We start from the raw sequence: 14,136 nt of genomic DNA, 5'->3' as shown, positions 1-14,136 counted from the left end.
CGGCTCAGCCGGTCAGCGCGGCGAGGGCCAGGTCGACGTCCTCCTCGGTGGAGTACAGGTGGAAGGAGGCCCGCACCCGACCCGCACGGACCGCCGCCCGCACCCCCGCACGTTCCAGCTTCTCCGCGGCGTCCGGCACCTCGACGGTGACGATCGCACTGTCACCGGCCGGCCGGCCCAGCCCGGCGAGGAATCGGTTGGCCAGGGCCAGGTCGTGGGTGTGGACCGCCGGAACGCCGATCTCCACCAGCAGTTCCAGCGCCGGGGCCGCTCCGACGAAACTGAACCAGGCCGGGGAGATGTCGAACCGCCGCGCGTCGTCCGCCAGCCGCAGCGGCGGGCCGTAGTAGGAGACGTGCGGGTCGGCCCCGGCGTACCAGCAGGCGGCGTCGGGGCGCATCCGCTCGCGTAGCTCCGGCGCGTAGTACGCCAGGGCGACCCCCCGCGGCGCCATCAGCCACTTGTACGCGGCGACGACGACCGCGTCCGCGCGGCCGGCGTCGAACGGGAGCCAACCGCACGCCTGGGTGGCGTCGACGGCCACGAGCGCGCCATGCGCGCGGGCCGCGGCGACGACCTCGTCGTACCGGAGCACCGTCCCGTCGGCCGACTGCACCAGGCTGAACGCGACCAGGTCGGTGTCGGCGTCGATCGCGTCGACCAGACCAGCCAGCGGGACGCTGCGCACCCGCACACCGCGCTGCTCCTGCACCAGCCAGGGAAAGAGGTTGGAGGTGAACTCCACCTCGGGTACGACCACGGTGGCACCGGGCGGAAGCGCGGCCGCCACCGGGGCGAACAGCTGCGACGCGGTGCTGCCGATGGTCACGTCCCCGGCGGCGACCCCGACCAGGCGGGCGAACGCGGCCCGGGACCGCGCGGTGGACTCGTCCCAGCTCTCCCACGCCATGCGCCCCACGCGCCAGCCGGCGAGCGCCTCCTGAACCGCCGCCCACGCCGGGTCGGGCGGCAGCCCGTAGCTGGCGGTGTTCAACCAGCCCGGCTGGGGCTGCCACAGCTTCTGCACCTGTTCGATCTCCACCGGACCGACGGTAGTCAGGGCCGCCGTCGGCGGGCAGCGCCAATTCGCGGCAGCTGGCCCGGTACGGGCCGCCACGGACCGGCGGGAGCACAGCCGACCACGGACGCGGCGCCCGCGCGAACGCCGGTGGCCGCCTCGTCCCGACCCGAACGCGGCCTTGGACCGGGACGGCCACCACCGCCCGGCCCGTCAGCTGACGTTGGCCGGACCGAGGACACTCTTCAGGTCACCCATCAGGGCGGTGGTGGGCGCCACCCGGAACGGCCCCAGCCGCAGTGTGGTGACCTTGCCGCCGTTGAGCAGTTTGACGTGCACCTCGGTGTCGCCGGGGTGCAGGACCAGGGTCTCCTTGAGCCGCTCCACCAGCGGCGGCGTACAGCGGTACACCGGGATGGTCAGGGTGACCGGCTTGTTCGCCGGGTTGCTGCTGATGTCCGGTATGGACATGTCCATCGCCATGATCCGGGGTGTGTCGTCGCGGCGGTCGACCCGTCCCTTGACCACCACGATGGCGTCCTCGGCGATGTACTGCCCGATCACCTCGTAGGTGTTCGGAAAGAACAGCGTCTCCACCCCGCCAGCCAGGTCCTCCAGGGTGGCCGATGCCCACGCCCGGCCCTGCTTGGTGACCCGGCGCTGCACACCGGAGAGGATGCCGGCGAGGGTGACCACCGCGCCGTCGGGGACGGTGCCCTCCTCGGAGAGCGCGGCGATGGTGCAGTCCGCCGTCGCGCCGAGCACGTGCTCCAGGCCGAACAACGGGTGGTCGGAGACGTACAGGCCGAGCATCTCGCGTTCGAACGCGAGCTTGTCCCGCTTGTCCCACTCCCCCTCGGCGATGGTCGGCATGACCGTGGTGTTGCCCGCACCGTCGGCGTCGCCGAAGCCGGCGCCGAACAGGTCGTACTGGCCGACGGCCTCCTTGCGTTTCACGTCCGCGTAGGCGTCGATGGCGTCGGCGTGCACCGCGAGCAGGCCCTTGCGTGGGTGCTCCAGCGAGTCGAACGCTCCGGCCTTGATCAGCGATTCGATGGTCTTCTTGTTGCAGACCACCGCCTCCACCTTGGACAGGAAGTCGTAGAAGTCGGCGTACTCGCCCTTCTCGTCCCGGCAGCGCATGATCGCGGCGACCACGTTTGCGCCGACGTTGCGGATCGCGGCCAGGCCGAAGCGAATGTCCCTCCCGACCGGGGTGAACGGTCCGGCCGAGGTGTTCACGTCCGGCGGTAGCACCTGGATGCCCATCCGGCGGCACTCCGACAGGTACAGCGCCATCTTGTCCTTGTCGTCACCGACCGAGGTGAGCAGTGCGGCCATGTACTCGGCCGGGTAGTTCGCCTTGAGGTAGCCCGTCCAGTACGACACCAGACCGTACCCGGCGGTGTGCGCCTTGTTGAAGGCGTAGTCGGCGAACGGGACCAGGATGTCCCACAACGTCTGGATGGCCTCGTCGGAGTAGCCGTTGCCGCGCATGCCGTCACGGAACGGCACGAACTCCTTGTCGAGGACCTCCTTCTTCTTCTTGCCCATCGCCCGGCGCAACAGGTCGGCCTGGCCGAGCGAGTAGCCGGCCAGCTTCTGCGCGGCACGCTGCACCTGCTCCTGATAGACGATCAGGCCGTGGGTGGGGCCGAGGATTTCCTCCAGTGGCTCGGCCAGCTCCGGGTGGATCGGGGTGATCTCCTGGAGGCCGTTCTTACGCAACGCGTAGTTGGTGTGTGAGTTGGCGCCCATCGGGCCGGGCCGGTACAGCGCCAGGACCGCGGAGATGTCCTCGAAGTTGTCCGGCTTCATCATCCGCAACAGCGAGCGCATCGGCCCGCCGTCGAGCTGGAAGACACCCAGGGTGTCACCCCGGGCCAACAGCTCGTACGTCGGCTTGTCGTCCAGCGGCAGCTCGAGCAGGTCGACGGTGCGCCCGTGGTTGCTCTCGATGTTCTTCAGGGCGTCGTCGATGATGGTGAGGTTGCGCAGGCCGAGGAAGTCCATCTTCAGCAGCCCGAGCGACTCGCAGGTCGGATAGTCGAACTGCGTGATGATCGCCCCGTCGGCGTCCCGCCGCATCAGCGGGATGTGCTCGATGATCGGCTCAGCGGACATGATGACGCCGGCGGCGTGTACTCCGGTCTGCCGGATCAGCCCCTCGATGCCGCGCGCGGTGTCGATCACCTTCTTGACGTCCGGGTCGGAGTCGTAGAGGCCCCGGATCTCGCCGGCCTCGGCGTGCCGGGGGTGTTTCGGGTCGAAGATGCCGGTCAGCGGGATGTCCTTGCCCATCACCGCCGGCGGCATCGCCTTGGTGATCCGGTCGCCGACCGCGTACGGGTAGCCGAGCACCCGCGCCGAGTCCTTGATCGCGGCCTTCGCCTTGATCGTGCCGAAAGTCGCGATCTGGGCGACCTTGTCCTCGCCCCACTTCTCGGTGACGTACTTGATCACCTCACCGCGCCGACGCTCGTCGAAGTCGATGTCGACGTCCGGCATCGAGACCCGCTCGGGGTTGAGGAACCGCTCGAAGATCAGCCCGTGCGGGATCGGGTCCAGGTCGGTGATGCCCAGGGCGTACGCGACCAGCGAGCCGGCGGCCGACCCACGGCCCGGTCCGACGGCGATGCCCTGACTCTTGGCCCACGTGATGAAGTCGGCGACCACGAGGAAGTACGACGGGAAGCCCATCTGGATGATGACGCCCAGCTCGTACTCGACCTGCCTGACGTGCCCGTCCGGGACGCCGTCCGGGAAGCGGCGGGCCAGTCCGGCGAAGGTCTCCTTGCGGAACCAGGACTCCTCGGTCTCTCCCTCCGGCAGCGGGAAACGCGGCATCAGGTTGCGGAACTCGAACATCCCGGCGGGGTCGACCTTCTCGGCGACCAGCAGTGTGTTGCGGCAGCCCGCCTGCCAGAAATCGGAGCTGTCGACGGCGCGCATCTCGTCGGCCGACTTTATGTAGTAGCCGCTGCCGTCGAACCGGAACCGGTTGGGGTCGGCGACGTTCGCCGCGGTCTGCACGCAGAGCAGCACGTCGTGCGCCTCTGCCTGCGACTCGTGCGTGTAGTGCGAGTCGTTGGTGACCACCGGCGGGATGTCGAGCTTGCGGGAGATCTCCATCAGCTCCTGGCGGACCCGGCGTTCGATGCTGATGCCGTGGTCCATGATCTCCAGGAAGTAGTTCTCCTTGCCGAAGATCTCCTGGTACCTCGCCGCGGCCTTGAGCGCCTCGTCGTACTGACCCAGCCGCAGCCGGGTCTGCACCTCGCCCGAGGGGCAGCCGGTGGTCGCCATCAGCCCGTCGGCGTGCTCGGTGAGCAGCTCCGCGTCCATCCGGGGCCACTTGACGAAGAAGCCCTCGGTGTACGACCGGGTGGTGAGTGTGAACAGGTTGTTCAGACCGGCCTTGTTCCGTGCCCAGATGGTCATGTGGGTGTAGCCACCGCTACCGGAGACGTCGTCGCTCTTCTGCTCCGGCCGACCCCACCGCACCCGCTGCTTGTGGAACCGCGACTCCGGCGCGACGTACGCCTCGATGCCCAGAATCGGCTTCACCCCGGCGGCCGTGGCCTGCTTGTAGAAGTCGTTCGCGCCGTGCATGTTGCCGTGGTCGGTCATCGCGACCGCCGGCATCCCCAGGCGACTGGCCTCGGCGAAGAGGTCCTTGAGCCGGGCCGCGCCGTCGAGCATCGAGTACTCCGTGTGCACGTGCAGATGCGCGAACGATTCGCCCATGCCTGGCGCCCCCCGGTCGGTCCATGGGTGGTGAAGAGGTCGGTCGGCTCACCCTATCCCCGCCCCGTGACGCTCCTCCAGCGAGCCGCGCGGGGAGAGCGCGTCGGCGCGGTGCGCCCGGGAACCGGGCGGTCGGTGATCGGCGAACGTACGATCATCAGCAGGCAGGCCGACGCGAACCGAGGAGGCGGCCGTGGACGTATTCATCGGAGTGGCGTGCCTGGCGCTGATCGTCGTGGCGGTGCTCGGTTTCGGCGTGTCGATCTACAACGGGCTGGTCCGGGCGCGCAACGCCTACCGCAACGCCTTCGCCCAGATCGACGTCCAGCTCGTCCGCCGCCACGACCTGATCCCCAACCTCGTCGAGGTGGCGAAGGGCTACCTCAAGCACGAGCGGGAGACGCTGGAGGCGGTCATCGCGGCCCGGACGTCAGCGGTCAGCGCACAGGCCGCCGCCGCCGCGGCACCGGGCGAGCCGGGCGCGATGCGGCAGCTCAGCGGCGCGGAGAACGCCCTCACGGCCACGTTGGGTCGGCTGTTCGCCCTCGCCGAGGCGTACCCGGACCTGAAGGCCAACCAGAACATGATGCAGTTGTCGGAGGAGCTGACCTCCACGGAGAACCGGGTGGCCTTCGCCCGCCAGGCGTACAACGACGCGGTGATGACCTACAACAACAAGCGCGAGGTCTTCCCGTCCAGCCTGGTCGCGGGCATGTTCTCGTTCGGGCCGGCCGAGCTGTTCGAGCCCGAGGGCCCGGAGCAGCGCCGGGCACCGCAGGTCTCCTTCTGATCTGGGCGCGACGGGCCGTACCGATGAACTTCTTCGAACGCCAGCGCCGGGTCCGACGGCTGTCGGTGCGCCTGGTGCTGCTGTTCGTGCTCGCCGTGGTGGGCATCGTCGCGGTGGTGAACGTCGCCGTGGTGCTGGCGTTCAACGCCGCCGCCGGGCGGCCGCAGGACCTGCTCGGCCTGGTCGCCGTGGTCACCGTCGGCACGGTTGCGGTGATCGGGCTCGCCGCGCTGGTCCGCACGGTGGCGTTGCGCGGCGGAGGCGGGAAGGTGGCCCGCGAGCTGGGCGGGGTGGCCGTGCCGGCGGACACCACCGACCCGGAGCTGCGCCGGCTGCGCAACGTCGTCGAGGAGATGGCGCTGGCCTCCGGGGTGCCGGTGCCCGAGATCTACGTCCTGCCCGACGAGACGGCCATCAACGCCTTCGCCGCCGGCTGGACCCCCTCCGACGCCGCCGTGGCGGTCACCCAGGGCACGCTGCGCCGGCTCAACCGGGACGAACTCCAGGGCGTGATCGCCCACGAGTTCAGCCACGTCGTCAACGGCGACATGCGACTCAACATCCGGCTGATGGGCCTGCTGTTCGGCATCCTCTTCCTGGCGGTGATCGGTCGCGGCCTGCTGCGGGCCGGCGTCCTGGGCGGCGGCCGCGACCGCAGCGGCGGGGGCGGGGGCGGCGGCGCCAACCCGCTGCCGCTGATCGGGCTGGCGATGGTGGCCGCCGGATACGTCGGAGTGGTCGCCGGGCGGCTCATCCAGGCGTCGGTGTCCCGGCAACGGGAGTACCTGGCCGACGCCGCGGCGGTGCAGTACACCCGCCAGACCCGCGGGATCGCCGGCGCGCTCAAGAAGATCGGCGGCCTGACCGGCGGGTCCACGTTAAAGGCACCGAAACGCGACGAGGTGGGCCACATGCTCTTCGGCGACGCCACCGGGCGCGCGTCGTGGTTCGCCACCCACCCGCCGCTGGCCGACCGTATCAAGGCGCTCGACCCGTCGTTCGACCCCGCCGAGTTGCGGCAGCTCGCCCGGCGGTGGTCCTCGTCGCCCCCCGCTGGACGGCAGGAGGACGTCGCCCTCGGGCTGGCGCCGCGACCGGCGGCGGAGGCCGCGGGCGCGACGGCGGACGCCGCGGGCGCGACGCCGGCGAAGGGCCACCGAGTGCCGGTCGCGCCGGCCGAGGTGTTGGGCCGGGTGGCCGCGCCCACCGGTACCGCCTACCGCCACGCGGCGGCGATCCTCGACCGGATCCCGCCGGACCTGCGGGCCCGGGCGCGCGACCGGGAGGCCGTCGTACCGTTGCTGCTCGGTCTCCTGCTCGGCGCGGACCCGTCGGTGCGGTCCCGCCAGCACGCCGGGCTGGCCGACCGGCACGGCCGCGACCTGGCCGACGCCGCCCTACGCGAGGCGAACGCCCAGGCTGGTCTGCACCCGCTGCTCCGGCTTCCCCTAGCCGAGCTCTCCTTCCCCGCTTTGCGCGACCGTTCCGGCACCGAGCTGGAGGCGCTGCTGGCCGCCGTGTTCACCCTGATCCGCGCCGATGCCGCGATCGACGTGTCCGAGTACTGCCTGTCCCGGCTGCTGCTGGACGAACTCCAGGAGTCGCTGCACCCCAGGTCCCGCTGGCGTACCGACCGACGCCGGCTCACCGACGCCCGCTCGGCGACGGCCGCCCTGCTCGCCACTCTGGCTCAGGTTGGCCACGGCGGACGCACCGCCGCCGAACCGGCCTTCCGCGCCGGGGTGGCGATCCTGCGGCCCGGAGCGGAGCTGCCCTACGCGCCGCCGGGCAACGGCGTCCTGGCCCTGGAGACCGCCTGGCCGGTGCTGGACGAGCTGCGCCCGGAGGACAAGGCCCGACTGGTGGCGGCGACCGTCGCGGTGATCAGCCACGACGGGACGATGACCGTGCCCGAGATCGAGCTGCTGCGGACGATCTGCGGCCTGCTGCACTGTCCACTGCCGCCACTGGCCGGATTCGACCTCGGCTAGCGGGTCACCTCCTGGCCCTGCACCGCACGCCACTCCGCCGCGAGGACCCCGTAGATCAGCTCGTCGGTCCACTCCCCCTTGACGAACTCGTTCTCCCGCAGATGCGCCTCACGGCGCATCCCCAACCGCTGCGGGACGCGGGCCGAGGCGGTGTTCCGGGCATCGAGGCGGGCGTAGATGCGGTGCAGGTCGAGGTGGCCGAAGCCCAGGTGCAGCATGGCGGCGGCCGCCTCGGTGGCGTAGCCGTGACCGCGGTGGTCCGGGTGCAACAGGTAGCCGATCTCGCCCTGCCGGTGCTCGGGGCTGGGCCAGCCCAGCACCACCTCACCGACGAGCTCGCCGGTCCGCCGCACCACGATCGCCAACTGGAGCGCGTCACCAGCTCTCCGGAGGGCAGCACGTTCCTCCCGCCTCGCCAGCATCTCCCGGGTGCCGTCGACATCGGCCGGAGCCTCGCTGTAGACGTAGCGGTGCACCTCCGGGTCGGCCAGATAGGCGTGGAGAGCGGTCAGGTCGGACGGCGCGAACGGGCGCAGGTCCAACCGTTCGGTCTTGATCGGGAAGTCAGGACGCAGCACCCGTCAGATCATGCCGGAAGGACGGTCGCGCCGGGCGACCCGTCGCCCGGCGCGACCGTTCTCATCGGTCAGCCGACGGCGGCCATGACCTCGTCGCTGACGTCCGAGGATCGTGTTTCACAACCGCCTGTGCACGCTCTCCCTCCGGCCCGAGTGTTAGGCTCCGCACATGCCTCAACGTCGCTGCCAGGTGTGCGGGGAGCCGGCCGACCTGCCGCCGGTCACCGTCTCTATCGGCCCCGACGTCCGGGTGCTGCGGCTCTGCTCCAAGGATGGCGCTCCACTGCTAGCCCTGTTTGATGCTGGCATGTCTAAGCCCCCAGCCGACCCGGCCAGCAGCCCGACGTCCCCTCGGGGGAATCAGGTTGTACCGATCGACTGAGAGCGTGTAAACGCAGCAACGGCCCCCACCTTCGGAAGGTGGGGGCCTGCTCTGTTTGGGCGTCTTACTCGGTCGGGGTCAACAGGTGGGGATACTCCGCCTCCAGGGCGTCCGCCAGCCCAGCAAACGAAACCCCTTCCTCGTCGTTGAGGTAGGTCACCTCAGCCCGGCAGCCGTCAACCCGAATGGCCGGGTTGCAACCCGGTAGGCCAAGCCACCGCCACACAGCGTCCGAGGGCAAGGCCGCGTCACCGTCGTACCTGTAGTTGCCTGACGGATCGGGAGTCTCCCGGGGGGAATTACGCCCCGCCGGGCGGCCAGTTCACAGCCGACCCCGAGGCAACAAAACTTGTCGCCTCGACGGAGCGCTCCGCCTCCCTGTGCGAATTCGCCCGAGCGGAGGGCGTCAAGCCACATGGCAAACGGAGTTTTCTCAATGGTCATAGTTCGTGCCTTCCCTTGTGAGTGGATCATCACAGTCCTTCCGCCCCCACGTTCTTAGCGTTCACCGCGCGGTCGATCGGCATGATCAGGCCACGGAACGCGGGACCGATCTTCACCAAAACCGGGTCTAGCGGGCTGTCCCCAAACAGCAGATCGGCCATGCGCCCGGTTTTGTCTGTTTTGACTTTGCTAAACCGGCTCCACAGGGCCGGATCGAGGCAGACAACCCCCGGCATGGTTTCGCTCCGCTTCTCGGCGGTCCCGATGTGCTCGGAAAGCTGTTGGTAGTAGTCGAACATCTCCGGGGCGTGCACCAGGGCAACCCGGAGGGTTTCCCCGCCCATCGGTTCAACCTGCACGATCGTGTCGATAAACGACACGTCACAGGGGCCTTTGCCGGCCATCCTGACGGTTCGTTCTAGCCCTGCGGCACCCTCAGCAACCTTCGTGTCCGCTTTCCCTTTGCGAATGAGGAATTCCCGCCTCTCCGGAGGGTCGGAGTGTCTATCGAGGGGAACTGTCGAGAGCCCGGCGGCGTAGCCGTCGGTTCCGCATATCTCCATGGTCAAGGATTCGGGGTTAAGCCGAATCCACACATTCACAAACCGGCTGTTCGCCGGAATGAACGCTAAAGCGTTAGCCAACCCTCGGGCGAACAGTTCACAGTCAACGGTTAGACTGATCACGGTCACGGTAGGCGATCATCCTTCCGAGAATGACTCCGGCGACAGCCGAACCGACAAGCCAGAGAGCGATACCGACAGCGAGCATTAGAGCAACCTCCGAAGCCAGAAACCGATCTCAGCCGGTGTCATTTGCGACAGGGCGAACAGGAGGACGGATAAAGCCTCACTCACAATCCGCGCTGGCCTTCTCGGAGGGTTCAGGGGCGGTTTCCATGGCGAGGCGGATTCGATCTGCTGTCTCCCGAAGGGTCAACTCTTCAAATTCCGTTGCGATCCGATAGGCGAGCGCCAAAGCAGCCGTCCGACCCTCAACAGCCTTTGTGCGTTCCACGGCGGACAACGCAGCCGGGTAGAGCCGGTGCGCTCGAAAGGGGCGCAACAGCAGGGCAGGGTTTCCGGTGGTGGTGGTGGTCTGAGTTTGCAACGCTCATCCTCACTTCCCTCATGTTCCAGACCTAACCTTCATGGTCTAAAGAACGCCCTCCGGCACGAGGGCGAAATGTCAGAGCAACCGTGAAGGGAGTCGAACCCTTCCTCCCGGCCGTGTTCCCCGTGGACGCCTCCACAGGTACTAGGGCCAGAGTGCACACCTACACCGCACGGTTCGCCAGCCCAGCTCCGGGATGCGACTCCCGTTGCTGTATTCGCTGCTGGTTCAAACCTTACCATCCCCAACACCCCCACCCTTTGCGGAGGTGTGACAGGGGTCACAAAGGTTGGTTGTCCCAGGATCAACCGTCAGACACGGTTATTAGTAGTGGAGGGAGGGGAGGGAGCGAAGCGACCGACCCGACCGACACCAACAAACCCCAACTAAGGCAGCCCCCCAAGGGCTGCCCAAGAAACCACCAACCATTAAGGGCCCCCTCAAGGGGCCCATAAAGTTAATAGACAGTACAACCATTGTAGGGCAGCCCTGTTGGCTGCCCTTAAATTAAAGGAAGGTGCAGGATTGAGTTACAACACCTGCACCATCTGTAAAACCCTCATCCCAATAGGACAAGGGAGCCGCTGCAAGCGGCACACACCAAAACCCTTCGCAAACCGCAAAGGCACAGAACCCTACAACCGAACCCATCCCCCGGAGTGGTACACGGCAAAGGCGGCACGCATGAAGCGTGCCTTCCTGGACACCAACCCTAAAGGTTGGGAATGTGGAGCACCGTCAACCCATGTAGACCACACCATCCCAACATCCACCCCGGAGGGGAAAGCGCTACTCATGGAACAGGCGTTGTGGCGCGCTCACTGCGCCACCTGTTCCAACCGTCAAGGCACAAGCCTCGGAGCCCAACGCGCCCGAGGGCGCGGACACAAACGTAATGCATAACCATACAGGATCTATACACTCCGCCTGCTCAGGTTATGCATAACCATACACCCCCTCCGGGGAGGAGGGATTTGAAACTTTCCCGACCCCCTTTCCTGGTCCCGCGCCTTTAGGCGCGTTTTTGTGCCTGCACATTTTCCCGGATTCGTGGGAATTCGCCACGGGGGTTTCCGAATACCGCATGATTATGCGGTATGTTTATGCAATCGTTCTGAATGGTCGGAGGGGGTGAGGGGATGGCTGACAGCAAGAGTCCGGACCTTAAGATGTTGCAGGGTAATCCGGGTAACCGTCCGGTTGGCGCAAAGGCGGCCAGCAAGACGGGGTGCCCGTCTCCCCCGGCTGATCTCAGGGGTGAGGCTTTCGCGGAGTGGTCGCGGATTACGGCTTACCTTGAGCGTGTTGGACGGATCGAGGCGGTTGATTATGCCGCCCTCGTCGTGTATTGCTCGGCGTGGGCGCTGTTTGATTCCGCCCGGCGAGCCCTGGACGAACATGGGCCCTTGGTGGTCGGCCGTGATGGTGGATTGGTGAAAAATCCGGCTGCTCAGGTGATGCGGGACGCATCGGACACGATGCTTAAATTCGGTGGCCGGTTCGGCTTCACGCCCCGTGATCGTCAAAACCTCGGCATCGGGGCGGACGTTGAGGGCGGGGACGACCTAGACGCGCACCTACGTGCCCTCTGATGGCCCGTGGGGCAGACGTCCACGCTAGTCCTCGGGCTCGTCCGTGTAGCGGTGCGGACGTGCAGTGCCCATCCGGCTAGCGAGGTAGCGGACGGGATGAGAGTTCATCCGGGCAAGCAAAAGGGGCCCCCGAAGGGGCCCATCGTTTAAACGCTGTCAGTCGTCGTAACTGTAAATTTCGCCGTTGATCCGTCCGATAAGTCGGTCAATGTGCGAGGTTCACTGCCGAAGGTCGGCGGCCATTTGTCGGGCGGCAGCCGCCCCAGCGACGCCGGGGGCGAACGGGTAGACGTTTTCGCCGGATTCGAGCTGCCCGGCGATTTGCTCAAGGGTGGCGGTGCTTTCACGGACCGACGTGCGCTTGTCGAACAGTGCTAGCCGGATTTCCTCAAGGTCTTTCGTGTCGAACATTGGTCTTCTCTCTTTCCTGTCAGGTTGTGATGGTGGAGGTGAGGCGCTGCCCGGGTTCGACGCTGAGGACACGTTGTGTGACAACGGAGCGTGCTTCACGTGATCAGGCCAGTCTCGGGAGGGCGCCCTGTGCCCTCCCGGGAGGTTCGGCTATTCGATGTTGTGTACCCAACACGGGGGTAGGCGCCGGTCCCGGCGAGCCCACCGGGTTTCCCTCTCGATGGCCTTAGCCTCAGTCTTTCGCTAACTGTTGATCAAGGCCCTGTTTGCATTTGTTGATCTTCATTTGGTGATCGATCGGGGTATGGGCACGGCGAGGACCCGACGCGGTGGCCGGGTTCCTCCATGGGGGTACTCGTCGGGGCGTGGGGTTGGGGTTCAGGTGACGGGCTGGGGCAGCACGGCCAGCCGGTCGAACGCGGTGACGAGCTGGTCGGCCCAGGGCCAGCCTTCGGCGATGCGCAGCTTCGTGCGGCGGGCCGAGCGGGTGATGCGGGCGGCGACGTGCAGCAGTCGGTAGCGCAGTGTCTTGGGTTCGGCGGTGGCGAGGTCGCCGTCGAGCAGCAGGTGTTGGGTCCAGGCAAGCAGGTCGATGGCGCACAAGGCGAGTTCCAGCCAGGCGGCGTTGATGGCGAACACCCGGGATGGGAAGCGGCCGAACCCGGTGTCCTTGCCCGTGCGGATGCGGTCCTCGACGCGGGCGTGAGCGCGGTGGCGGGCCTCCAGATGCTGGATGGATCCGTTGCCGGGGCCGGTGTCGGTGGCCATCACCTGGTGGCGGAAGCCTTCGATGGTGTCGAACAGCGACAGTTGTGCGCCGGGGTGCGGGCGTTCCCGGCGCACGATGAACCGGGTGCCGTCGGGGTAGTTGGCCCGCAGGTCGGCCGGTAGTAGGCCGGTGATCTCGCATACCTGGGCGCCGTCGCGTGGCTGGCCGTCGGCGTTCAGGGCCGGTACCCACTGCTCGGGGTGCCCCGCAGCCTGCTTGATCGCGTCGCGGATCGCCTCCCCGATGGCCACCCCGACGGAGAAGAACGTGTTCATACCGTGCTCACGCAACGACCGGATATGGCGCAGGAACCCGTACGTGCAGCCGGCCGAATCCGAGCGGACGAGGATGTCGGTGCCGTACCGGTGGACGTCGGGGATCTGCGCCAGGGCGTCGTCGAGAACGCTGATGTGATCGGCGGTGGTGTTCGACCCCGCCCGCCCGGCGCGCAGCAGCCCGGACAACGCCTCCCGGGTGTTGTCCAGGAAGCAGAACAACGGGTGATATCCGAAGGTCTTCTTCCACGTCTTGGACGCCTGCTCCTTCTCCGAGTGGCAGATCACGATCGAGGCGTCCAGATCCAGCACCAGCCCAGACACCGGCGCACCAGCCGCCATCGACACCGGCAGCCCGTCGCGGGTCTCGGCCGACTGCGCCCACGCCAACTCCCGCGCGGCAGCGCGGGCCATCCGCAGCCTGGCCAGAACAGCATCATCCACACCAGACAGCACCCGCCACGCGGTAGGATCCGAGGCGACCGCGCCGAACAGCCCCGCTTGGTCCCGCAGCACCGCCAGATCGCTGATCGCCTCACCACCGTCGGCGATCATCACCGCGAGGTCCACGGCGACCCGACCCGGGTCATGCCCGCCCTGCCGCTGCCGCAGCCTGGCCAGGGCCTCGCTGAACCCGCCGGTCAACCCGGTTACGTCCGCGATGTCGGCCAGCAAACGGGCACCCGCGTGGCCGACCACGCCACGTCCATCGCTACTGACGATGATCTTCGGTCGTGTTCCGGTACTCTTCACCTGACAGGTGCCTTCCCTCGGGATAGATGAGACCCTCAGCAAGTCCTATCTTCCCAGGTCAGAAGGCACCTTTCCTTTCATGATCCACGATGTGGACCGCCCTTAACGAAGGGCCCAGGCTAACCCGTCTGCTGTGCTATTTGATGAGGTACTAACCCAGAAGGATCGGCACCTCTGGGACAGTATGCGCCAGGGTTTCGGTACCCGTAGAGAGCCGTTGCTTATCGCCGCCACTACGGCGGCGTACACGACAGCCGCGTTCGCCCTGGCCGA

Annotated in this window: 11 protein-coding genes; 3 read left to right on the top strand and 8 right to left on the bottom strand. The window is 67.5% G+C overall.

Annotated features, from left to right (window positions below; all coding sequences use genetic code 11):
• Positions 1-4: 4 nt before the first annotated feature.
• Together QTQ03_RS02280 and dnaE are read right to left on the bottom strand one after the other, a co-directional pair.
• On the bottom strand, positions 5-1,042 hold the full coding sequence (locus QTQ03_RS02280) for an aminotransferase class V-fold PLP-dependent enzyme (protein ID WP_289276489.1): 1,038 nt from the start codon (positions 1,040-1,042) through the stop codon (positions 5-7).
• A 189-nt stretch (positions 1,043-1,231) separates the two neighbouring features.
• On the bottom strand, positions 1,232-4,765 hold the full coding sequence (gene dnaE / locus QTQ03_RS02275; protein WP_289276488.1) for a DNA polymerase III subunit alpha: 3,534 nt from the start codon (positions 4,763-4,765) through the stop codon (positions 1,232-1,234).
• A 193-nt stretch (positions 4,766-4,958) separates the two neighbouring features.
• Between dnaE and QTQ03_RS02270 the strand changes: the two genes are divergently transcribed.
• Together QTQ03_RS02270 and QTQ03_RS02265 are read left to right on the top strand one after the other, a co-directional pair.
• Complete coding sequence (locus QTQ03_RS02270) at positions 4,959-5,555, top strand: LemA family protein (protein ID WP_289276487.1); 597 nt, start codon at positions 4,959-4,961, stop codon at positions 5,553-5,555.
• Positions 5,556-5,578: 23 nt separating this feature from the next.
• Positions 5,579-7,546: a M48 family metallopeptidase gene (locus tag QTQ03_RS02265; RefSeq protein WP_289276486.1), complete on the top strand. Its 1,968-nt coding sequence runs from the start codon at positions 5,579-5,581 to the stop codon at positions 7,544-7,546.
• On the opposite strand, the gene QTQ03_RS02260 is transcribed toward QTQ03_RS02265, so the two are convergent.
• The 4 genes from QTQ03_RS02260 to QTQ03_RS02250 all read right to left on the bottom strand — a co-directional run bounded on the left by QTQ03_RS02260 (position 7,543) and on the right by QTQ03_RS02250 (position 10,060).
• A complete protein-coding gene (locus QTQ03_RS02260) occupies positions 7,543-8,124 on the bottom strand; it encodes a GNAT family N-acetyltransferase (RefSeq protein WP_289276485.1) in 582 nt (193 codons plus the stop codon). The two genes, QTQ03_RS02265 and QTQ03_RS02260, sit on opposite strands and share 4 nt — an antisense overlap.
• A 538-nt stretch (positions 8,125-8,662) precedes the next feature.
• The gene (locus QTQ03_RS30560) at positions 8,663-8,923 is read right to left on the bottom strand and encodes a hypothetical protein (protein ID WP_502889833.1); all 261 of its coding nucleotides are present in this window, start codon (positions 8,921-8,923) and stop codon (positions 8,663-8,665) included.
• 56 nt (positions 8,924-8,979) lie between these two features.
• Complete coding sequence (locus QTQ03_RS02255; protein WP_289276484.1) at positions 8,980-9,642, bottom strand: hypothetical protein; 663 nt, start codon at positions 9,640-9,642, stop codon at positions 8,980-8,982.
• A gap of 157 nt (positions 9,643-9,799) precedes the next feature.
• Positions 9,800-10,060 (bottom strand): hypothetical protein, encoded by a 261-nt coding sequence (locus QTQ03_RS02250; protein ID WP_289276483.1) that lies wholly within the window; start codon positions 10,058-10,060, stop codon positions 9,800-9,802.
• Between the two features lie 1,142 nt (positions 10,061-11,202).
• Between QTQ03_RS02250 and QTQ03_RS02245 the strand changes: the two genes are divergently transcribed.
• Entirely contained in the window at positions 11,203-11,655 is a 453-nt protein-coding gene (locus tag QTQ03_RS02245) for a phage terminase small subunit P27 family (RefSeq protein ID WP_289276482.1), read from the top strand.
• 219 nt (positions 11,656-11,874) lie between these two features.
• Here the strand turns inward: QTQ03_RS02245 and QTQ03_RS02240 are convergent, their stop codons facing one another.
• Positions 11,875-12,066 (bottom strand): hypothetical protein, encoded by a 192-nt coding sequence (locus QTQ03_RS02240; RefSeq protein ID WP_289276481.1) that lies wholly within the window; start codon positions 12,064-12,066, stop codon positions 11,875-11,877.
• A 378-nt stretch (positions 12,067-12,444) separates the two neighbouring features.
• Entirely contained in the window at positions 12,445-13,863 is a 1,419-nt protein-coding gene (locus tag QTQ03_RS02235; protein ID WP_502889681.1) for an IS1380 family transposase, read from the bottom strand.
• Positions 13,864-14,136 lie beyond the last annotated feature (273 nt).

The organism is Micromonospora sp. WMMA1363 (assembly GCF_030345795.1).
GTDB lineage: Bacteria > Actinomycetota > Actinomycetes > Mycobacteriales > Micromonosporaceae > Micromonospora.
The sequence above is the reverse complement of the archived record's forward strand: the minus strand, read 5'-3'. Positions and strand labels throughout refer to the sequence as shown.